This window comes from Lutibacter sp. B1, assembly GCF_012524075.1.
In the GTDB taxonomy this organism is placed as follows: Bacteria; Bacteroidota; Bacteroidia; order Flavobacteriales; family Flavobacteriaceae; genus Lutibacter.
On the sequence record NZ_JAAZUI010000030.1, the window covers coordinates 1 to 23,202 of the forward strand.

Consider the following 23,202-nt stretch of genomic DNA (forward strand, 5'->3'; position numbering starts at 1 on the left):
TAATTATTGGTGTTCCTTTTCCGAAAAACTCTTTTTCTTTATTTAGACCGTTCTTAAAATCAAAATAGTTTCCAATTTCACCTTCCATCCACTCCCCACTAAACTCAGGAAATCTCAAATTTGGAATCTTACTTACTTCTTTTCTTTTCTGTTTCATACTACTGTTTTATCTGCTTAGCTGTTAGCATTAAGGATTAAAAAAATTAAAATGTTAACCCTAATTCTTTAAAATAAACGTCAATTTGTTGGTCTAAATCGGCACGTTTGGCTTCCAACTTTTTTATTTCGCTCATTACAGCAGTTATATCAATAGGTTCTTCTTCTTCAAAAGTATCTACATAACGTGGTATATTTAGGTTGTAATCGTTTTCAATAATTTCAGCCATTGGCGCAACATAACTGTATTTATCTTCGGTAGTGCGTTCACGGTAGGTGGTTATTATTTTTTCAATATCAGTTTCACGCAACATATTTTGCGTTTTTACTTTATCAAAATGTGCACTTGCATCAATAAACAATACATTTTCTGGGTTTTCTCTACACTTTTTAAACACTAAAATACACGTAGGAATACTTGTGCCATAAAATATATTTGCAGGTAAACCAATTACGGCATCTAAATAATTACGGTCTTCTATTAAATATTTACGAATATGTGCTTCTGCACTTCCTCTAAATAATGCGCCGTGAGGTAATACCAATGCCATAGTTCCATTTTCAGCTAAATGATGAATCATATGCTGTACAAAGGCAAAATCTGCTTTACTTTTAGGAGCTAATTTGCCGTATTGGCTAAAGCGGTCATCGCTCATAAAGAGTTGATTGGCACTCCACTTTGCAGAAAACGGTGGATTGGCAACAATGGCTTCAAAACGGTGTTCTATATGTTGAGGGTGTTCTAAGGTATCTTCTTGTTTAATATCAAACTTTCGGTAATGCACACCGTGTAATATCATATTCATTCGCGCTAAGTTATAAGTGGTACGGTTTAATTCTTGTCCGTAAAAATTATTAACTTCCTCTACTTCTTTGGCAACCCGTAACAATAAAGAGCCGCTTCCGCACGTGGGATCATATACCGATTTTAATTTTGTTTTTCCTGTGGTGACTAATTTAGCCAACACCATTGAAACCTCTTGAGGCGTATAAAATTCCCCAGCTTTTTTACCTGCACCACTTGCAAATTTTCCTATTAAATATTCGTAGGCATCTCCCAATACATCTAACTCTGTATGTTCTAATTTAAAGTCAATTTTATCTAAATGAAACAGTACTTTGGCTATAATTTCGTTACGAGCTTTGGGTGTTTTCCCTAATTTGGTAGAATTTAAATCCATATCCTCAAAAAGATTGTCAAAATCTTCTTCGCTTTCTGTACCCATTGTACTGTTTTGGATGTTGTTTAGGATTTTTTGAAGGTCTTCTAAAATAAAATTACTTTTTGTATTGTATTCATTTTCACTTTCGGCAGCCATATTGAAGGCTTCATCATTTTCAGCACTGTGATTGCCTCTTTTTGCAACTTCAGAAAATAATTCAGAAGGTTTTAGAAAATAACCTAATGATAGTAATGCGTCTTCTTTTATAGCTGAAATATATTCTTGTCCTTTGGCGGTTTCTTCTTTAATTTCTTGAAATAAAAACTTGTCTCCACCTTCTTTTAATATTTTATTGGCATAAATGGCTATTTTTTCAGATAGGTATTTGTAGAAAATAAAGCCTAAAATATAGTCACGAAATTCATCGGCATTCATTTTTCCTCTCAGCGTATTGGCAATATTCCAAAGTTGCGCTTCTAATTGTTTTTTATGGTCTTCTGACATTTATATTGTTTGTTTTTTTATAGATTTTATTTAAGAATACTAAAAATAAGTTTTGTTATACGCAGCCAAAACTTATTGTTTTGGGTTGGTTTTGGCTGGTTATACATCAATAAATAAATGTTCCATAGTTAGTTCATTGGTTACAAATTGTTTTTTGTATTGGTTGTTTACTAAACCATAGGTGGTAATAAAAGTGATGTACACATTTTTTTTGGTATTGGTACTATTGGTAAAAGCATTCTTTTTGGTGGCTATTTCTAAGCCGTATTTTTTATCGAGCGGATAGGGTGCGTTGTAAAATTTCATTTCACAAATATTAATCACATTATCATCACGGTCTATCAATAAATCAATTTGTGCGCTATTTGTTGTATTCTTTTCAATCCAACTGCCGTGAACTGAATTGATACCAGCAATTTTAAGACCTTCTTTAATTTGATCTATGTGTTTTATACAAATAGTTTCAAAGCTAAAACCTGCCCAAATTTTATAAGAGGGTTGATTGTAGAGTTTTGTCCATACACCACTTTTTGCAGGTTTTGAATTTTCGATATATTTAATGTAAAACATTGAATATTCATCTGCAAGTCGATAAATTGAATCTTTTTTACCACGATACGGTGTGTAATTTTCTATAAAACCAGATTGTTCTAATTCTTGCAGTACTTTGGTTAATGTACCACCAGAACCAATGTTGCTTTTTTGAGTTATGTCGGTCCTTGTTAAGCCTTTACGAACAGCAGCTAAGGTTCTAATTATTGTAGCGTGGTTTTCGTGGTGGTCAAAGAGTGATGCAAAAACATTGTCGAACTCAGTTCTAAGAAAACCATCTTTATTGAAACATAACCTATCAAGAGATTGTGCTACACTTTCTCCAGGTAATAGTTTTTCTAAATAATGAGGAACACCACCCATTGCCATATAAATTTGTAATATATCGTATTGGGTTAATTGAATATTGTTATGTTTTAATAACTGCTCGGTTTCGTATAAATTGAAAGGTAATAATTGAATTTTTTCTGAAAGTCTGTTATGAAGTCCACCTTTACTTTTAATAATATTTTTTATCATATACGAAGCAGCAGAACCACAAATAACAACTACTAAATCATTGCGTTTAGAGGCATAGCTATTCCAAAAATTATCAAAGGCTGGTAAGAAACCAGATTTAGGAGTATCTAACCAAGGAAATTCATCAATAAAAATAACTTTCTTTTTTTTTGTTTTAAGGGAGTCAATATACAATCCCAAATGATGAAAAGCTTCAATCCAACTTTTAGGTTTTTTAAAGCTATAATTTTTTTCTTTTAGTTTTAAATGAAAATTGCTTAGCTGTGTTTTTAAAGGTACTTTGTAGATTCCTGAAAATTCGAATAGGATATTATTGAAATAAGTATTTCTAATTAAGAAAGTTTTACCAACTCTTCTTCTTCCGTATATAGCAATTAGCTGAGGTTTGTTGCTTGTTAAAGCTTTTGATAGTATTGAGATTTCAGCATTTCTACCAATTATTTTATTCATAGCGTATTGTTATAGCCAGCCAAATGTATAAAAAAAAGATAAGTTTTGGCTACTTATATTGATATTTTTTAGTGTGTATTAAGTAAATGATTTGTAGTGTTTTTCAATCAATGCTTGAATATCTTCAATTTTGTAGTAGATTTTATTTTCTATTTGAGCATAGGGAATAAGCCCTTTGTTACGCCAATTTTTGGCTGTACTGTTACTTATTTGCATTAATTGAATAAAGTCTGCATTGTCAATTAGTTGTTTTACTAATATTGAAGTTTGTAGTTTATCTAACCTTTTTATGGTAGCTTCTAATTTGTTTTCAATCTCTTTTAACTTTGTTTTATCTATTTCTTTAATTGCCATTTTTTTGAATTGTTTTTACCCCTGTTTTAAACTATATTACAAGTTGTAAATTATTAGTTATTAATACTGAAATGAATTTGTTGGTTTAGTTTGCTGATTATTGTGTTTTGAAAGTTGTCATCATTTAACTTCAACAATAGTTTGTTGTACTGTATTTTATCCTTTTTAAAAGTGTCAGGGTGTTGTTTTCTAATGCTGTTTTGTATTTCGGTATCTTTAAATGAAGCAACCAATCTTTTTTCTTTAATAGTTGTTTCATCCCAATTGATGCACGGTGTTTTATTTATTTTTTGATATTTTTCAATTAATAGGTTTGCTAATTTTTGATATTTTATTGGATTTAAAAGGTCTTGAACTGTATAAACCCCTATGTTGTTTTTCCCTCTGTTTATGTTGTTAATTCGTTTAATTTCTACTTCAAACCTGAATAATTGTTGGTTTAAATGGATGTTGTGGTGGTGTTTAACTTCAGTTGTTTTATTATAGCCTTTTATATCATATTCTGTTAAGAAAAATTTTGTACCATACCTATTATTTTTGCTTAGCATTGGAAACGCTTTTTTATTGGAAACACTTAGCCAAGTATTTAGTATTGGATTGCTTTCTTCTTGAATTACTACTCCAACAGCTATTTTTTTCACATTAGCTTCATAAATATTAAAAGGAAAGTGTTTATTCAATTTTTCAAATGCTTTCAATACTTGTGTATAGCTGAATGTTTGATAATTATTATCTATATAAAACTTTTGGATTGAATTTGTAATGCTAATTTCATTCCCTCTTATTGTTAATTTGAGGTTTTTTATTTCAGAAGAATAGGAAACTAGATAGCCAAATTTGTTCATTTTTGGTATCCAAAGTAAACCGCACCATTTAAAAGGTTTTGTTGTTTCTTCCATAATTTCAATAGGTAGCTGGTTTAGTTGTTGCACTATGTTAATAGTGTCGTACAACTAACTCTTTTTATTCATTGAAATTAAAGCCTGGTCTAATTCACTTTGTTTGTATCGGACTAAATTTCCTAAACGATACGGTTTTAAAATTCCTTTTTTATTCCAATCAGATAATGTTACTAATGAGATTTTAAGAATTTTAGCAACCTCTTGTCTGGTCAAATATTTTGGAGGTTCAATAGGTTGAAAGCTTTTTGAAAGTTTTTCAAATTCAGCACGAATGTCTGAAATAATACTTTCTTTAAATTCTTGAGGATTAACTCCGTGTACTTGTGTGATTTTACTTTCTTGCATCGTTTTGATTTTTAAGATTCAACGATGTAAAAGTAAATTGGATGTGTTTGAGTAAGCGTTCGAGAGGGTGCTCGAACGGATTTAGCTTACCTCTTTTTTGTGTGGTATATTAAAGTTTGCCTTTTTGAAATTTCGTTCTGTTTCTTGGGCTTTTTCATTGTTAGGATTTAAATATGCAGCCAATGTTCCTTGTGTGGTTTCGGTTTTAAACATTCTTAATAAATCCTTACTGAATTGTGTATAGTTGATTTCTCCATTATCTCTTTTAGGAGGTTCAATATATCCCAAATGTGCTAATTGACCGATAATATGTCCAAATTGAGAAGGTTTCCCAATCCATTTAAGTTTTAATAAGTCTGATTTTTCTGCTTCAATTTCTTCATTAATTTCATCAATTTTATGGTTTAATATGTTGATTAAACTTGATGTTATTGTAAAAAGGGAGAAAGGGAGTTTTGAAATAATTTTTAATCTTATATTAAAGTATGCTAATTCCCATACATCCATATCATCAAATTCAGTAGATGGATTAGAATACAGATTTTTATATTCTTTGTCATTGAAAAATTTATCAATTATTTGCGATGTAATTTCTTCAACAGATAATGTGTTTTCTTTTGGGTATGGGATTGAGAAGTATCTGGAATCACAATCGTTTATGTAAAAATCTTTTCTCAATTGTACTAAAGGAATTGAGAGTATTTTAATTGTGTAATACAATAAGTTTAATTTTTCAGTTGGAGCTGGAAGATTGGCTAATTTAAAAAGAGTCTCACTTAATGCTTTTAGGTATAATGGCTTTATATCTTCAATAATAAATCGGATTTCGTCTTTAATTACTTCAAGGCGCTTTTCAATATATTCATTATTCCTATAAATAATAAGTTCAGAATAGTGATTAAATTCTATTTCCTCATCATCTATAGAACAAATAAAATCTTTATAATAATTTTTTATGAGGGCATTTTGGAGTTCAAGTATAGCTTCCAAGTGGCTTAAAGTTTTGAAAGGTTAGCAATTTTTTTATAAAAGTAAAAAACTTATTTTACAATTTTTAAATTTACTTCCTCAAATCCTTTTTCTACTTTTTGTTTTGCCCAGTACTCTTTTAGTTTGTTGGCATTTTCTTTTGAAGTTACTTTGATATAGCGTAAAAATTGTGTTTCTGTTTTATGACCTGTAATACCCATAATTGCTAAATTTGGTAAGTTTCCATATAAATTAGAGGCAAAACTTCTTCTACAAATATGAGAGGTTACTAATTCGTATTTTGGATAAGTACCTTCTTTTTTTCGGTTAGTTTCTTTATCGATTTTACTACCCGAAACCATTTGTGTTAATTTGGCTTCTTCACAAACATCTTTAATATATAGATTGAATTTTTGGTCAGAAATTTGTCTTGGAAAACCATTTCGTTTTTCAAGTATTTCTTTTACTTGTGGATGCATTGGAATTACAACTTCTTGTTCTGTTTTCTGAGTTTCAATTTCAATATATCCATCTTTTATATTGGTATGTTTTAATCTTAAAAAATCTGAAATTCTTAATCCAGTTCTTAATCCAATTATAAATAAATCTCTTGCGTTCTCAAGCTTTTCATCACCTTTAAAGTTATGCTTGTAAATAGTATTTATTTCGGTGTTGCTTAAATAAATATCTTTTGATTTTTCAGTTGGTACAAAAAAGTTGGGGTGATTTATTTCTTTGTTAACTGGTAAACCTTTTAGAAGAGCTTCTCTGGCAATAGCTTTTAAAGTGCTTATATATTTACCTACAGTGTTTGTGCTTATTGTTTCTTCAACTTTTAGGAAGTGGACAAAATTTTCATAAAATGTAAGGCCTAAATCCGTAAACTTTATTTTGGTTTTAGTGTGTATTTCGTAAGCTTTTAGCTTTTTTAATAGGCTATTGTATTTTGTAATAGTAGAGCTACTTACAGGTTTGTTTTTACCCTTTATTAGGCGAGTTGGAGCTTTCTTTATGAACGTATCGGTAAAATCAACAAAGTAAATTTCATCGGTTGCTTCTTCATTAATAGGTCTATTGAAATGATTCGCAATTTTTTGTTGTAGCCATTGTTTATCAATGTATGTTCCAGTCGCGTTATCTAAATTAAATTCATCAAGTATGTATTTTTTCAATTCGGTTAAATGGTTGTTAATGGCATCTTTGGTTTTATCTCCAGCTGTATTTTTAATTTTTTGCTTTGCTTGACTCCAATTTTTAGGGTCGATTTTTAAATCGGTTGATGCAGTATAATCGAATTTTCTTCCGTTCTTAAATCGAATGAGTATATTTGAATAATACTTTTGCCCTTTCACAAGGTAATTTAGTGTAGACATATCTTTTATAGCTTAATTTTTAGTACTATAAAGACACGAAATTATCCCCACATTATCCCCACAATAGTTTAATTTATAGATAATTTACTTAATTTTATTTACTTCGATATAATTAAAAACCCTTTATTTAAAAGGGTTGCAGCGTGTTTTAGTTAAGTTGGAGTAAGTGAGAAAAGGTGTCTGTTGGTTCCGTCCAGATCGATAAAATCAACCTCAACGTCTTGAATATAAGATAGTTGAGGTTTTTTTATTTCATATTTAGTCAGCGATTAGTCAGCATTTACATAAAATTATAATCTAAATCAGGTTATATTCTTCATAAACTTGATTAGAAATCTTACTTTTACATTTTAAAATAATCGTAAAAAAAATCATAAAAAATGTCTATTTTATTAAGAAGTAAGGAAAGAAAATTTCAATTTTTATCTACTCTAATTTTTTTGATATTAATTTTAAGTTATACAAATTTATCTGCTCAAGATAATTTGCAAAAAGGAAATGTATATGTTGATACTAATGGCGTTATGCGTTGGGAATCGGACAATAGTGAGGTTCATGGTTTTGGAGTTAATTATACGGTACCTTTTGCGCATGCATATCGTTCAGCTAAAAGAATGGGTATAGACCCTAAAAAAGCTATTGAAAATGATGTATACCATTTTTCTCGTTTAGGGTTCAATCTATATCGAGTGCATGTTTGGGATACCGAAATTAGTGATGTTGAAGGAAATTTAATTGAAAATGAACATTTAGATGCGTTTGATTTTTTAATTCAAAAATTAAAAGAAAAGGATATTAATTTTATGATTACCCCAATTGCTTTTTGGGGAAATGGCTGGCCTGAATCTGATGAAAACACTCCCGGATTTTCGCATAAGTATGGTAAGGATAAATGTTTGACGAATCCTGAAGCTATAAAAGCACAGCAAAATTATTTAACACAATTTCTAAATCATGTAAATCCATATACAGGAGTTGCATATAAAGATGAACAAAATATTATTGCTTTTGAAGTAAGTAATGAACCACACCATAAAGGAGAAGGAAAAGAGGTTACTAAATTTATAAAAGGTATGGTAAAAGCCATAAAAAAAACAGGAACTAAAAAGCCAATTTTTTATAATATTAGTCATGGTGTTCATTTTGTGGATGATTATTTTAAAGCAGGAATTCAAGGAGGAACATTTCAGTGGTATCCAACAGGTTTAGGATATCAAAGAGAGTTACCGGGAAATTTACTTCCCAATGTAAATGAATACGAAATTCCTTTTGATACAGCAATAAAAAAGCATCACGGAGCAAAATTGGTTTACGAATTTGATGCTGCCGATGTATTAAAATCGTACATATATCCTGTAATGGCAAGAAGTTTTAGAGAAGCAGGCATCCAAATAGCTACACAATTTGCCTATGATCCAACTTTTTTGGCTTATGCAAATACCGAATATAATACACATTATATGAATTTGGCATATACACCTCAAAAAGCATTGAGTTTAATGATATGTTCCGAAGTTTTTCATAATATTCCTATGTATAAAAATTATGGCAGTTATCCTGAAAATTTAAGCTTTGATAAAGTGAAAGTGAGTTACTTAAACAATTTAGCTGAATATAATTCGGAAGATAAATTTATTTACACAAATCATACAGAATCTAAACCTGTTGATGAAAATAAGTTGAGTATGATTGCGGGTTATGGAGAATCAACAATTGTGAAATATGACGGTTTAGGAGCTTATTTTTTAGATAAAATTGATGATGGAGTTTGGCGATTGGAAGTAATGCCTGATGCAATTTTAGTCGACAATCCTTTCGGAAGAAACAGTCCTAAAAAAACAGTAAGTGTTATCAATAGGAAATCTCATAAAATACAAATTCAATTAAATAATTTAGGAAAAGAGTTTAAGATAGAAGGTGTTAATAAAGATAATAATAAAAAGGTGAATGTTACCAATGCTTCTTTTGAAATAACTCCTGGAACATATATGCTTACCAAAAAAGGAACAGAAAAAAATTGGTCAGCAAATGATGGTTGGAAACAAAATAAGTTAAATGATTTTTATGCGCCGGAAACAACTGTAAAACAACCATGGTTTAAACACAAACCAAAAGTAGAAATTACTGAAAACATTCCTTTAACTATTGAGGCCGATTATATTGCTCCAAATGAACCTGAGGAAATGCAATTATTGGTTTATTCTAATGGTAAGAGTGAAATTTATGATATGGTAAAAGCTCAAGGATATTCATATTATGCTACTATTCCTGCTAAAATGTTAACAGCAGGCTATCTTTCTTATAGTATTGTTGTAAAGCAAGATGAAAATAGTTTTATTACATATCCCGCATCTAAAGAAGGACATATGTTTGATTGGGATTTTTATGATAAAAGTACCTACAAAGTGCGTGTAGTACCAAGTGATAACCCAATATATCTTTTCAATGCAGTGAAAGATACTGATTTGTTGGTTAAAGAATGGAGAAAATCATTTCGTTTAGTGCCAACTAAAAATGAAAGTGAAGCAGAATATCAAATGAATATCGAAAAATTATTTATCCCTGATGTTGAAAATCTAAACGCTCAACCAATATATGATTATAGTTTTAAGCATTTCATTATTGATAAAATTGAAGGAAGAAAAAAGGATTTGCCTTTAATGAAGAATTTGATTTTTAAAGGAAGGTCTTTAAATGATAAGTCATGTAAATTACAAATAGCATTTGTGATGGACAATGGAGCAGCTTATGGTAAAGTTATCGAATTAGGTACTGAAATTAATGAATATAACATTGATTTATCTAGTTTAAAACCTGTTAAAACGGTTACGTTGCCTAGACCTTACCCAAGTTTTTTACCGTATTATTTAGATCACACTATTGCTTCAGGGTTTAATATAAAAAAGGTTGAAAGTATACAGTTTTCAATTGGACCTGAAATTCCTGAAAGTGAGTTGAAGGATAAACATGGTATAGGGATTATTAGTGTTCGATTGGAATAAGCGTTAATTGAATTTAATTAATTAAATTAGCGTTTCATCAAGTAAAAAAGTATGAAAGGAATAATTTTGGCAGGGGGCACAGGAACTCGTTTGTATCCAATAACAAAAGGAGTTTCAAAGCAATTATTGGCAGTTTATGACAAGCCGATGATCTATTATCCGCTGTCTATTTTAATGCTTTCAGGAATAAAAGAAGTATTAATTATTTCTACTCCACAAGATCTACCAAATTTCGAAAAGCTATTGGGTAATGGTAATAATTTAGGAATGCGTTTTTCTTACAAAGAGCAACCATCACCGGATGGATTAGCTCAAGCATTTATTTTAGGGGAAGAATTTATTGGAGATGACGATGTTTGTTTAATTTTAGGAGACAATATTTTTTATGGAGCCGGAATTGAAAATTTACTTGATGAAGCGGTTAAAACTGTTACTAATGAGAAAAAAGCTTCAATTTTCGGGTATTATGTACAAGATCCTGAAAGATATGGAGTTGCAGAGTTTGATAAAAATGGAAAAGTACTAAGCATTGTTGAAAAGCCTAAAACTCCAAAAAGTAATTATGCAGTTGTAGGTTTGTATTTTTATCCAAACAATGTTGTAGAAATTGCTAAAAATATTAAACCTAGTTCAAGAGGTGAATTAGAAATTACCAATGTAAATCAAACATATTTAGAACTAGGTAATCTTAAAATGGAATTAATGACTCGTGGTTTTGCTTGGCTTGATACAGGAACACAAGATTCTTTGTTAGAGGCATCTAATTTCATGCAAACCATAGAAAAACGTCAAGGGTTAAAAATAGCTTGTATTGAAGAAATTGCTTTTGAAAAAGGGTATATAAACAAACAACAGTTGTTATTGTTAGCTCACGAATATAAAAATAATAATTACGGAGAATATTTACTTCGAATAGCAAATTCAAAATAAATTGGAATTTATTAAAACTGAAATACCTGATGTAATTTTATGTAAACCTACCGTTTTTAAAGATGAACGAGGTTATTTTTTTGAGTCATTTAAAAAAGAAACACTCGAAAATTACTTGGGTTATACAATAAATTTTTGTCAAGATAATGAGGCTAAATCGGTTAAAGGAGTTTTAAGAGGTTTGCATTATCAATTACCTCCTTATGCGCAGTCTAAATTGGTGCGTGTTGTTAAAGGTAAAATTTTAGATATTGTTGTAGATTTAAGAAAAGAATCTTCAACATTTAGTAAATATGTAGCTGTTGAGTTAAGTGAAGATAATAAGTATCAACTATTTATTCCAAAAGGTTTTGCTCACGGTTATGTCGTTTTGAGTGAAGAAGCTATATTTAGTTATAAAGTAGATAATTATTATAATAAAAAATTGGAAAGAGGTGTTGTTTATAATGATGAAGTTTTAAAAATAGATTGGAAGCTGCCTGAAAAAGATTTGATAATTTCAGAAAAAGATAAAAGTCAACCAATATTTCAACAAGCTGAAATATTTGAGAATAAGGTTTATATAAATGACTAAAGTTTTAGTAACAGGTTCAAAAGGACAATTAGGGATGGAATTGAAAAGTTTGGATAATTATTTTCCAAACTTTAGTTTTTTTTGGACTGATAAAGAAAATTTAGATATTGAGAATTTTATTGAAGTTGAAAATTTTATACTTAAAAATAAAGTTGAAGTATTAATTAATTGTGCTGCATATACAAATGTTGATAAAGCTGAAGAAGAAGCTGAATTAGCAGATAGAATAAATTCAGAAGCTGTTAAAAGCTTGGCTTCAATAGCAAAAAAGCACAATTTAAAATTAATACATATTTCAACAGATTATGTTTTTGACGGAAATTCTATTACTTCATATATTGAATCAGATAAAACAAATCCTCAAAATATTTATGGGTTAACAAAGTTAAAAGGAGAAAAATATTTATTGGAAATAAACCCTTGTAATTCAGTAATAATTAGAACATCATGGTTGTATTCGGAGTTTAGTGCTAATTTTGTAAAAACAATTTTAAAATTAGCCGCACAAAAGAAAACTATTTCGGTTATTTCAGATCAAAAAGGGTCGCCAACCTATGCAAATGATTTAGCAAAAGTTATATTAAAACTTATACCATTAATTAAAAATAAGGATGTCCAAATATATCATTATGCCAATAAAGGTGAGTGTAGTTGGTTTCAATTTGCGCAAGAAATTGTGAAACTATCTGATGAAAAGTGTATTGTAAAGCCTATTTTTGCTTCTGAATTTAAATCAAAGGCAAAAAGACCAAATTTTAGCATTTTAAATACCAAAAAAATAGAAAAGGAGTTTGATATACAAATACCTTATTGGCAAACATCATTAAATAATTGTATTTCAAAAATAATGAATAGATGAAATCAATTTTAATAACAGGAGGAGCGGGTTTTATAGGATCAAATTTGATAGAATATTGGATAAAAAAATATCCTGATTATTTTATTATTAATGTTGATTTATTAACCTATGCAGGAAATTTGGAAAATTTAAAGTCGATTGAAAAATCAAAAAAGTACAAATTTATTCATGGTAATATTTGCGACAGAAAATTAATAGCACAACTTTTTAGTGAATATGATATTAAAGGAGTTATACATTTAGCTGCTGAATCTCATGTAGATAATTCAATTGAAAACCCTGAAGTTTTTATAGAAACTAATGTGAAAGGGACTTTTACACTTTTAGATGTTGCTTATAAATTTTGGATGAAAAAACCTTTTGTATATAAAGAAGGATATGAAGAGTGTAAGTTTTTACACGTTTCAACCGATGAGGTTTATGGCAGTTTAGGAAAAGAAGGTCTTTTTACTGAAGAAACACCTTATGCACCAAACTCTCCGTATAGTGCTTCAAAAGCTAGTAGTGATATGATTGTGAGAAGTTATTATCATACTTATGGTATGAATGTGGTTATTACAAATTGCTCAAATAATTATGGTCCAAAACAACATGATGAAAAACTGATTCCTACAATCATCAGAAAAGCTTTGTCAGGTAAAAATATACCTATTTATGGAGATGGAAGCAATGTTCGCGATTGGTTATACGTTTTAGATCATTGTAAAGGAATTGATTTGGTTTTTCATGAAGGAAAACAAGGCGAAGTTTATAATATTGGAGGAGAAAATGAGAGAAATAATAACTATATTGCAGCAAAAATTTGCGAGTTGTTAGATACGCTTATTCCTCTTACTACTAAAAGCTACAAAAATCAAATTACGTTTGTTGAAGATCGGGCAGGACACGATTTTAGATATGCTATTGATGCGTCTAAAATTAAACATAAATTAGGGTGGAAAGCCCATGAAAATTTTGAATCGGGCTTGTTAAAAACCATTCAATGGTATTTGAAAAAATATAATGGATAAAAATATTAAAATAGGAATAATTGGTTTAGGATATGTAGGTTTGCCTTTGGCACGTTTGTTTGCTACAAAATATCCTGTTGTCGGTTTTGATGTGAACCAGTTAAGAATTGAAGAACTGAATAAAGGTATTGATATTACTTTAGAGGTTGACAACAAGGAGCTTCAAAAGGTTTTAATTGAAAAAAATACAGGAGAAAAAGGGCTTTATTGTACATCTGACATTAAAAATATCGAAGAGTGTAATTATTATATAGTGACTGTTCCTACACCTGTAGATAAAAATAGTAAACCCGATTTAACTCCTTTAATCAAAGCCAGTGAAACAGTAGCGAAAGTTTTAAAAGTTAATGATATTGTTATTTACGAATCTACTGTATATCCAGGAGCAACGGAAGAGGTTTGTATTCCTGTTTTGGAAAACAATTCTGGGTTAAAATATAATACAGATTTTTATGTAGGTTATTCACCCGAAAGGATCAATCCGGGAGATAAAGAACATACAGTAGAAAAAATATTAAAAATCACATCGGGTTCTACACCTAAAATTGCAAAAAAAGTAAATGAGTTATATGCATCAGTTATAATTGCAGGTACTCATTTAGCTCCTTCAATTAAAGTTGCTGAAGCAGCTAAAGTGATTGAGAATTCGCAACGAGATATCAATATTGCTTTTGTAAATGAACTGGCAAAAATCTTTAATTTGTTGAATATTGATACAAAAGATGTATTGGAAGCTGCAGGTACAAAGTGGAATTTTTTACCCTTTAAGCCCGGTTTGGTTGGTGGTCATTGTATTGGTGTTGATCCGTATTATTTGGCTCAAAAAGCTCAAGAAGTAGGCTATCACCCTGAAATTATTTTGGCCGGAAGAAGAATGAATGACAGTATGGGTAATTATGTAGCTTCAGAAATTATAAAACTGTTGGTTAAAAATAATATAGAAATAAAAAAATCAAAAATTTTAATACTGGGAATTACTTTTAAAGAAAATTGTCCTGATGTTAGAAATACCAAAGTTGTGGATGTTATTAAAAACTTAACTGATTTTGGAACTGAAGTGAAGGTTTTTGACCCTTGGGCAAATCCGGAGGAAGTTAAAAATGAGTTCAATATAGAAACAGTGAGAGATATGCCTCAAAATAAATTTGACGGCATCGTTTTAACTGTAGCTCATAGAGAGTTCTTGGAAATAGATTTTGAAAAATATCTTACTAAAAACGGTATAATTTATGATGTAAAAGGATTTTTAAATTGTAAGGTACAAGGAAAATTATAAGAATGAAGAATTTTGCATTAATGGGAGCAAGCGGTTATATAGCTCCGCGTCATATGAAAGCTATTAAAGAAACCAATAATAATTTAATAGCAGCTTTAGATAAATTTGATAGTGTTGGTATAATAGACAGTTATTTTCCAAATGCCGACTTTTTTACTGAATTTGAGCGTTTCGACAGACATATTTCTAAAATAAAGTACGATAAAAATATTCCGTTAGATTATGTAAGTATTTGTACACCAAATTATTTGCACGATGCACATATACGTTTTGCATTAAGACAGGGAGCTGATGCTATTTGTGAAAAGCCACTAGTGTTAAATCCTTGGAATATAGATGCTTTAGCTAAAATTGAACAAGAAACAGGTAAAAAAATATACAATATCCTTCAACTTAGGGTTCATCCAAGTATCATCGCTTTAAAAGAAAAAATTGAAAACGGACCTAAAGATAAAGTTTACGATGTAGACTTAACGTACTTAACTTCACGAGGACATTGGTATTATACATCTTGGAAAGGAGACGAATCTAAATCTGGAGGAATTGCTACCAATATTGGAGTCCACTTTTTTGATATGTTGTCCTGGATTTTTGGTGATGTAAAGCAAAATACGGTTCATATAAATACACACGATCGATCGGCCGGTTATTTAGAGTTTGAAAAAGCACGTGTTCGTTGGTTTTTGTCAATAAATTATGATGTTTTACCTGATGATGTTAAAGATAGAGGACAGCGAACATACAGGTCTATTACCATTGAAGGTGAAGAGTTGGAATTTAGTGGTGGTTTTACTGATTTACATACAGTTTCATATCAAGAAATATTAGAAGGAAAAGGGTATGGACTTGAAGCTCCTCGTACAGCTATAGAGATTGTACATAAAATTCGTCATGCTCAGCCGATTGGAGTAAAAGGAGAATACCATCCTTTTGTTAAAAAACCTTTAGTAGATCATCCTTTTAAAACAAATTTATAAAAAATAAAAATAAATAATAATGAAAATAGTTGTAATAGGCTCAGGATATGTAGGTTTAGTATCCGGTACTTGTTTTTCTGAAATGGGAAATAAGGTTACATGTGTAGACATTGATTCAAATAAAATTGAAAAATTAAATCAGGGAATTATTCCAATTTACGAACCCGGTTTAGAAACCATGGTTTTAAAAAACGTAAAAGCGGGAAATTTATTTTTTACAACAAATTTACAAGAAGCCATTAAAGATGCTGAAATAGTATTTATTGCTGTTGGTACGCCTATGGGCGATGATGGTTCTGCCGATTTACAATATGTATTGGCCGTAGCAAAATCTATAGGTGAGGCTATGCAAAAACGCTTAATTATTGTTGATAAATCTACTGTTCCTGTAGGTACAGCCGATAAAGTAAAGGCTACTATTCAGCACGAATTGGATAAACGAAAAGTTTCCTTAGAATTTGATGTGGTTTCCAATCCTGAATTTTTAAAAGAAGGAGCAGCTATCAACGATTTTATGAAACCGGACAGAGTTGTAATTGGTGCTGAAAGTGATTATGCTGTTACTAAAATGAAACAATTATATACGCCATTTTGTATGTCGCACGAGCGTTTTATTGCCATGGATATTCGTTCGGCCGAAATGACAAAATATGCTGCAAATGCTATGTTAGCTACCAAAATTTCATTTATGAATGAAATTGCCAATATTTGTGAAAAAGTTGGAGCAGATGCTAATCAGGTTCGAATAGGTATAGGTTCAGACACTCGAATAGGTTATAATTTTATTTATCCCGGATGCGGTTATGGAGGATCTTGTTTCCCTAAAGATGTAAAAGCACTTAAAAAAATAGCTGAAGAGCATAATTACCATGCAAAATTAATTACATCGGTTGAAGATGTGAATAATGCGCAAAAATTAGTGATTGCGAATAAAATTGTAAAAAGATTTGGAGAAGATTTGTCAGGAAAAGTTTTTGGTATTTGGGGATTAGCTTTTAAACCCGGTACTGATGATATGCGTGAAGCACCGGCGATTTATATTATTAAAGAGTTGGTGAAAAGAGGGGCAAAAATTCAAGCATTTGACCCTAAAGCGATGGAAGAGGCACAAGAATGTTATTTAAAAGGAGTTGAAAATATTACCTATGTAAACTCAAAGTACCAAGCATTGGAAAATGCCGATGCAATGCTGTTACTAACTGAATGGAAAGAATTCCGTGCTCCTGATTTTGAGGAAATTAAAACACAATTAAAAAATCCAATCATATTCGATGGTCGTAACCAATACAATATTTTCAATATAGAAGAGAAAGGATTTGAATATTATCAAATAGGAAAATAAAGTAATTAAATCAAGGTTTTAGAATTTATAAATTTAAGATTTAGAGCCTATTTATTATTAATTCCAAACCATTTATTATATCTTTGCATTCTGAAAAAGAATTGTATGAAATATGAATACCAAATTGCTGTTGAAGCAAGTGTGGCAGCAGGAAATTCTATCATGAAAATCTACGACAAGGACTTTCATATTGATTATAAAAAGGATGATTCTCCATTGACAGAAGCTGATCAAGCAGCTAATTCGATAATAATGAGTTATTTGGAAAAGACAGGTGTTCCAATTATAAGCGAAGAAAATAAGCAAATTTCATACGAAGAAAGAAAAAAATGGACTTCGTGTTGGATTGTAGATCCGTTGGATGGCACAAAAGAGTTTATCAAAAAAAACGGAGAATTCACAGTTAACATAGCATTGGTAATAAATGGTTTGGTTGAGTTTGGTGTAATTTATGTCCCGGCAACCAAAACTTTATATTATGGAGATGTATCAAAAAAATGTTCTTATAAAAAAACATTAGAAAAACACTTTTTAGGTGCTAAATTGTTGAGTGAAATTAAATCTGCAGAAAAAATTAAACCAAAAAGTTTAAAAGATAAAATAAGGGTTGTAGGAAGTCGTTCTCATATGAGTGATGAGACAGTACTTTTTATGAATGATCTAAAAGAAAATTCTGATAAGCATATTGAAGTAGTTTCAAAAGGAAGTTCTTTAAAGTTTTGTTTAGTAGCTGAAGGAAAAGCCGATATTTATCCAAGATTTGCTCCAACAATGGAATGGGATACGGCAGCCGGACAAGCAATTTGTAAAGCTTCTGGAGTTGAAGTAATTTCACTGGAAACCAATAAACCAATGCTCTATAATAAAGAAAATTTGTTAAACTCTTGGTTTAAAGTACTAGTAAAATAAAATGGCTGAATACAAAACAACATCACATATCAGGAGTATTTTAAAAGGAATTTCTTGGCGATTTATTGCTACTACGGATACGATGTTGGTAGTGCTTTTAATCACTTGTTTAACAGGTAATTGCAGTATAGAAAATGCTGTTAAAATTGGAGTTTCAGAATTTATTATAAAACTGGCTATTTATTATTTTCATGAAAGAATTTGGTTAAGAATTTTAGACAGACAAGCTACAACTACAAAAGAAATTTTAATCAAATCAATTTCTTGGAGATTGGTTGCTACAACAACAACATTTATAATTTCAGGAATTGTTTTACAATCTTTTAATGAAATAGCATTATATATAGCATTGGTTGAATTAGTGACAAAAATTGTTTTATATTATTTTCACGAAAAACTTTGGTTATTATTACCTTTAGGAAAAGTTCGCATTTTCTTTAAAAACATATTGAAATGAAAAAAAATATAATTCCACATTCATATCATATTTCCATTTCTGACAGAAGAAAATTAAACAAGCATAATTCTTTTTTATTGTGGTTTACGGGTCTTTCAGGTTCCGGAAAATCAACTATCAGTAATTTAGTGGAGCAAGAATTATATAAAAAAGGTATAAAAACCTATTCGTTGGATGGTGATAATATACGAAAGGGAATAAATAGTGATTTAACATTCGCTCCAAACGATAGAACTGAAAATATAAGAAGAATTGCTGAGCTAGCAAATTTAATGGTTGATGCCGGTTTAGTGGTGTTAGCATCATTTGTTTCGCCTTATAAAAAAGATAGAGAAAGCATAAGAAATATTGTTAAAGATGAAAATTTTGTTGAAATTTATATCAATACCAGTGTTGAAGAATGTGAACGCAGAGATGTAAAAGGCTTGTATAAAAAAGCAAGAGCGGGAGAAATTAAGAATATGACCGGACTTTCAGCACCTTATGAAGCTCCTGAAAATCCGGATATAGAAATAAAAACTGAAAAAAGCAGTATTGAAGAATCAGTAAAAAAAATAGTAGAATACATAACACCAAAACTACAATTGAACAATGAGTAAGTATTATTTAAATTATTTAGACGAATTAGAAAGTGAAGCAATTTTTGTTTTACGAGAAGTTTGGGCACAGTTTCAAAATCCTGTCATTCTATTTTCAGGAGGTAAAGATTCAATTGTGGTAGCGCATTTAGCCAGAAAAGCTTTTTTTCCTGCAAAAATACCTTTTGCATTAATGCATGTTGATACAGGGCATAATTTTCCTGAAACGATAAAATTCAGAAATGATATTGTTGAAGAATTAGGAGCAAGGTTAATTGTAGGTTCTGTTCAAGAAGCAATTGATGATGGTAGGGTTGTTGAAGAGAAAGGTAAAAATGCTACCAGAAATGAGTTACAGATAACAACATTATTAGATGCTATTGAATTGAATAAAGTAGATTGTGCGATTGGTGGTGGTAGAAGAGATGAAGAAAAAGCAAGAGCTAAAGAGCGTTTTTTCTCACATCGTGATGAGTTTGGGCAATGGGATCCAAAAAATCAACGTCCGGAATTATGGAATATCTTTAATGGAAATCATTTTCAAGGAGAACATTTTAGAGTATTTCCTATCAGTAATTGGACAGAAATGGATGTATGGAATTATATAGCCAGAGAAAATATAAAAATACCTTCTTTGTATTTTGCACATGAACGTGAGGTGGTTTGGAGAAGTGATTCATGGATTCCCAAATCAGAATATCTAATCTTAGAAGAAAATGAAAAAGTTGAAACAAAAAAAATACGTTTTAGAACTTTGGGTGATATTACTATAACCGGAGGAATTGAATCTGATGCCGATACAGTAGAAAAGATTGCGGCTGAAGTTTCTGCCATGCGTAAAACGGAAAGAGGAAACAGAACAGATGACAAACGTTCAGAAAGTTCTATGGAAGACAGAAAAAGACAAGGATATTTTTAGTGTTGTGAGTCGTGAAATTGTAAAACTGTAACGTTAGATGTATACGTTTTATTTCGAAAAATTAGAGGTTTGGAAAAACGCTCGTTTATTTGTAAAAGAAGTATACAGAGTTACAGAAACATTTCCTGTAAAAGAGCAATTTGGTATTACAAGCCAAATTCGAAGAGGGTCTTTAAGTATAGCAGCCAATATTGCAGAAGGATTTTCTCGACAATCAAACAAAGAAAAATCTAGATTTATAAATATTGCTTATAGTTCAAGTTGGGAAATAATTAATTTCTTGGTGTTGTCGAAAGATTTAGATTTTCTATCTGAAAAAGATTACATAAAATTAAGAACTGATATTGAGTATATATCAAATCAGTTAAACGCATTATATAAAAAATTGGATATAAATTAGAATTCGTAACACATTATAAATTTTTTACAATTTTACGGTTTCACAATTAACAAAACAACAATGAAAATAGATAATAATCAACTATTAAGATTTACAACAGCAGGAAGTGTAGATGACGGAAAAAGTACATTGATAGGAAGACTTTTATATGATTCAAAATCAATTTTTGAAGATCAATTAGACGCTATTGAAGCAACCAGTAAAAGAAGAGGACACGAAGGTGTAGATTTAGCTTTATTTACAGATGGTTTAAAAGATGAACGTGAACAAGGTATTACAATTGATGTAGCCTATAGATATTTTACTACGCCTAAGCGTAAATTTATTATAGCTGATACACCGGGGCATATTCAATATACGCGTAATATGGTTACCGGAGCTTCAACAGCCAATGCAGCCATCATTTTAATTGATGCTCGTCATGGTGTAATTGAACAAACCAAACGTCATTCTTTTATAGCTTCGTTATTACAAATACCACATATTTTAGTTTGCGTGAATAAAATGGATTTGGTTGATTATAGTGAAGATAGATTTAATCAGATTGTTGAAGATTTTGAAGAAATTTCTTCAAAAATGTTAATTAAAGATGTTCGTTATATACCAATTAGTGCTTTAAATGGAGATAATGTAGTGAATAGATCTCAAAATATGGATTGGTATCAAGGCTCTCCATTATTACATATTTTGGAAACTTTACATATTAGTAGCGATATTAATAAAGTTGATGCTCGTTTTCCTGTTCAAACGGTATTGCGTCCGCAAAATGGAGAGTTTAGAGATTACAGAGGATATGCCGGTAGAGTTGCAAGTGGTATTTACAGACCCGGACAGGAAATAGTTGTATTACCTTCCGGATTCACATCCACCATAAAATCAATAGATACTTTTAAAGGAAGTATTGAAGAAGCATATGCTCCTATGTCGGTATCCATTACTTTGGAAGATGATATTGATATCGGTAGAGGAGATATGATAGTTAAAAAAAATAATTTACCTGAAACTACGCAGGATTTAGATGTTATGTTATGTTGGTTTAATAATCAACCTGCAAAACCGAGAGCTAAATATACAATTCAGCACACATCCAATGTGCAAAAAGCGATTATCAAAGAAGTGGTTTATAAAATGGATATCAATACTTACGAAAGAAATAAGGATGACAAAGAATTAAGAATGAATGATATTTGTAGGGTAAAAATAAGAACAACCAAACCGTTAATGACAGATGCATATCGTGTTAACAGGACTACAGGAAGTATTATTTTAATTGACGAAGGAACCAATGAAACAGTTGCTGCTGGTATGATTGTATAGTAGTATTTTATGGAGGGAGAATCTAAATGGTATGCAATTTATACGCACTCAAGAGCTGAAAAAAAAGTTTTTGAACGTCTAAAAGTTGCCGGATATGAAGCATTTTTACCTTTGATTACAACTATAAAACAATGGAGTGACAGAAAAAAAAAGGTAGAAGTGCCATTAATTAATTCTTTTGTATTCGTAAATACTAACAATGATAAATTAAATAAAACTTTATCAATTCCAGGTGTTGTAACTGTTTTAAAATATTTAGGAAAACCTGCAGTTGTAAGAAATGAAGAAATTGAAAATCTGAAAATATTAGTAAATAGTAATGAAGATTTTCAAAAAATTGAATCAATAAATTTAGAAAAAGGGGAAGATATTGTAGTAACAAAAGGACCTTTTATGGGACTTTTTGCCAAATACATACAATGCAGCGGTAAACACAAAGTGATTGTTGAAGTGGAAGCTATAAAAAGCTTTTTTGAAGTGACCATTCCTTTAAGTCATATTAGTAAAATTAACTCTTAATTTTACTAATAAAATAAAATTTAAAGTAGCCAATGTCATACTTTTTGTGACTGAGGAGGGCGAAGCCGTGATAAAAATGAATTGAATCCGTCATTGCGAGGAGAGAAGGACGAAGCAATCTGTAACAAATAATAGTGTCATATCGAGCGAAGTTGAGATAAAAAGGAAATAAAAGTTGTCATTCCTGCGTAGGCAGGAATCCAAATCTATAATTTATAGTAAAGCATGACGAAGCAATCTGTAACAAATAAAACGTCATCCTGAATTTATTTCAGGATCTCATAAAAATAAGTACAAAATATGATGAGTTGCTGAACTCATACTTCGGCATATTTCGACTCCGCTCAATAACCACGCTCAGTAACCGGTTCAGCATGACGTAACAAAAAGATTCCTTCATCTTTGTCTGCCTAAAAAGGCTTTATAAAGATTTATAATGACGGAAAGAAGTAGAAATCAAAAATCCGTCATTGCGAGGAGAGAAGGACGAAGCAATCTGTAATAAAAGCACCGTCATCCTATGTTTGTAAAATGAAAAGAAATATAATTTTTTAACTTAGATGAATAACAAAAAGGAGAAAGAGAAAGACATTGAATCGTCATCCTGAATTTATTTCAGGATTTCATAAAAATAAGTACAAAATATGGTGAGTTGCTGAACTCATACTTCGGTATATTTCGACTCCGCTCAATAACCACGCTCAGTAACCGGTTCAGCATGACGTAACAAAAAGATTCCTTCATCTTTGTCTGCCTAAAAAGGCTTTATAAAGATTTATAATGACGGAAAGAAGTAGAAATCAAAAATCCGTCATTGCGAGGAGAGAAGGACGAAGCAATCTGTAA

At 30.4% G+C, this 23,202-nt stretch carries 22 protein-coding genes; 15 read left to right on the top strand and 7 right to left on the bottom strand.

Features of this window, described 5'->3' with window-relative positions:
- Nucleotides 1-203: 203 nt before the first annotated feature.
- The 7 genes from HGB55_RS13690 to HGB55_RS13720 form a co-directional block, all read right to left on the bottom strand.
- Entirely contained in the window at nt 204-1,823 is a 1,620-nt protein-coding gene (locus HGB55_RS13690; protein WP_168817447.1) for a type I restriction-modification system subunit M, read from the bottom strand.
- A gap of 99 nt (nt 1,824-1,922) precedes the next feature.
- Nucleotides 1,923-3,344 (bottom strand): ATP-binding protein, encoded by a 1,422-nt coding sequence (locus HGB55_RS13695; RefSeq protein WP_168817448.1) that lies wholly within the window; start codon nt 3,342-3,344, stop codon nt 1,923-1,925.
- Between the two features lie 78 nt (nt 3,345-3,422).
- A complete protein-coding gene (locus HGB55_RS13700) occupies nt 3,423-3,698 on the bottom strand; it encodes a helix-turn-helix domain-containing protein (protein ID WP_168817449.1) in 276 nt (91 codons plus the stop codon).
- 53 nt (nt 3,699-3,751) lie between these two features.
- On the bottom strand, nt 3,752-4,651 hold the full coding sequence (locus tag HGB55_RS13705; protein ID WP_168817450.1) for a hypothetical protein: 900 nt from the start codon (nt 4,649-4,651) through the stop codon (nt 3,752-3,754).
- Nucleotides 4,652-4,945: a helix-turn-helix domain-containing protein gene (locus HGB55_RS13710; RefSeq protein ID WP_168817451.1), complete on the bottom strand. Its 294-nt coding sequence runs from the start codon at nt 4,943-4,945 to the stop codon at nt 4,652-4,654.
- An 81-nt stretch (nt 4,946-5,026) separates the two neighbouring features.
- A complete protein-coding gene (locus tag HGB55_RS13715; protein WP_168817452.1) occupies nt 5,027-5,935 on the bottom strand; it encodes a hypothetical protein in 909 nt (302 codons plus the stop codon).
- 50 nt (nt 5,936-5,985) lie between these two features.
- A complete protein-coding gene (locus tag HGB55_RS13720; RefSeq protein ID WP_168817454.1) occupies nt 5,986-7,287 on the bottom strand; it encodes a site-specific integrase in 1,302 nt (433 codons plus the stop codon).
- Between the two features lie 380 nt (nt 7,288-7,667).
- Between HGB55_RS13720 and HGB55_RS13725 the strand changes: the two genes are divergently transcribed.
- From HGB55_RS13725 to HGB55_RS13795, 15 genes are all read left to right on the top strand, one after another.
- On the top strand, nt 7,668-10,289 hold the full coding sequence (locus HGB55_RS13725) for a cellulase family glycosylhydrolase (RefSeq protein WP_168817456.1): 2,622 nt from the start codon (nt 7,668-7,670) through the stop codon (nt 10,287-10,289).
- A 51-nt stretch (nt 10,290-10,340) separates the two neighbouring features.
- Nucleotides 10,341-11,219: a glucose-1-phosphate thymidylyltransferase RfbA gene (gene rfbA, locus HGB55_RS13730; protein ID WP_168817458.1), complete on the top strand. Its 879-nt coding sequence runs from the start codon at nt 10,341-10,343 to the stop codon at nt 11,217-11,219.
- 1 nt (nt 11,220) lies between these two features.
- A complete protein-coding gene (rfbC, locus tag HGB55_RS13735) occupies nt 11,221-11,793 on the top strand; it encodes a dTDP-4-dehydrorhamnose 3,5-epimerase (RefSeq protein ID WP_168817460.1) in 573 nt (190 codons plus the stop codon).
- Complete coding sequence (gene rfbD, locus HGB55_RS13740; protein WP_168817462.1) at nt 11,786-12,652, top strand: dTDP-4-dehydrorhamnose reductase; 867 nt, start codon at nt 11,786-11,788, stop codon at nt 12,650-12,652. Before rfbC ends, rfbD begins: the two co-directional genes overlap by 8 nt.
- Entirely contained in the window at nt 12,649-13,662 is a 1,014-nt protein-coding gene (rfbB, locus tag HGB55_RS13745; RefSeq protein ID WP_168817464.1) for a dTDP-glucose 4,6-dehydratase, read from the top strand. The genes rfbD and rfbB overlap by 4 nt, the downstream gene beginning before the upstream one ends.
- Complete coding sequence (locus tag HGB55_RS13750) at nt 13,655-14,938, top strand: nucleotide sugar dehydrogenase (protein ID WP_168817466.1); 1,284 nt, start codon at nt 13,655-13,657, stop codon at nt 14,936-14,938. Before rfbB ends, HGB55_RS13750 begins: the two co-directional genes overlap by 8 nt.
- Before the next feature lie 2 nt (nt 14,939-14,940).
- Nucleotides 14,941-15,915 carry a Gfo/Idh/MocA family protein gene (locus tag HGB55_RS13755; RefSeq protein ID WP_168817468.1) on the top strand — a complete coding sequence of 325 codons (975 nt, stop codon included), beginning with the start codon at nt 14,941-14,943 and terminating at the stop codon, nt 15,913-15,915.
- A gap of 19 nt (nt 15,916-15,934) precedes the next feature.
- Entirely contained in the window at nt 15,935-17,257 is a 1,323-nt protein-coding gene (locus HGB55_RS13760; RefSeq protein WP_168817470.1) for a UDP-glucose/GDP-mannose dehydrogenase family protein, read from the top strand.
- Between the two features lie 105 nt (nt 17,258-17,362).
- Nucleotides 17,363-18,166, top strand: a complete 804-nt coding sequence (gene cysQ, locus HGB55_RS13765) for a 3'(2'),5'-bisphosphate nucleotidase CysQ (protein WP_168817472.1) — start codon at nt 17,363-17,365, stop codon at nt 18,164-18,166.
- Between the two features lies 1 nt (nt 18,167).
- On the top strand, nt 18,168-18,623 hold the full coding sequence (locus HGB55_RS13770) for a DUF2061 domain-containing protein (protein ID WP_168817474.1): 456 nt from the start codon (nt 18,168-18,170) through the stop codon (nt 18,621-18,623).
- Entirely contained in the window at nt 18,620-19,222 is a 603-nt protein-coding gene (gene cysC, locus HGB55_RS13775; RefSeq protein WP_168817476.1) for an adenylyl-sulfate kinase, read from the top strand. The genes HGB55_RS13770 and cysC overlap by 4 nt, the downstream gene beginning before the upstream one ends.
- Nucleotides 19,215-20,120 (top strand): sulfate adenylyltransferase subunit CysD, encoded by a 906-nt coding sequence (gene cysD / locus HGB55_RS13780; protein ID WP_168817478.1) that lies wholly within the window; start codon nt 19,215-19,217, stop codon nt 20,118-20,120. Before cysC ends, cysD begins: the two co-directional genes overlap by 8 nt.
- A gap of 37 nt (nt 20,121-20,157) precedes the next feature.
- Entirely contained in the window at nt 20,158-20,520 is a 363-nt protein-coding gene (locus tag HGB55_RS13785) for a four helix bundle protein (RefSeq protein WP_168817480.1), read from the top strand.
- A gap of 60 nt (nt 20,521-20,580) precedes the next feature.
- The gene (locus HGB55_RS13790; protein ID WP_168817482.1) at nt 20,581-21,837 is read left to right on the top strand and encodes a sulfate adenylyltransferase subunit 1; all 1,257 of its coding nucleotides are present in this window, start codon (nt 20,581-20,583) and stop codon (nt 21,835-21,837) included.
- Nucleotides 21,838-21,846: 9 nt separating this feature from the next.
- Nucleotides 21,847-22,356: a UpxY family transcription antiterminator gene (locus HGB55_RS13795; RefSeq protein ID WP_168817484.1), complete on the top strand. Its 510-nt coding sequence runs from the start codon at nt 21,847-21,849 to the stop codon at nt 22,354-22,356.
- Nucleotides 22,357-23,202 lie beyond the last annotated feature (846 nt).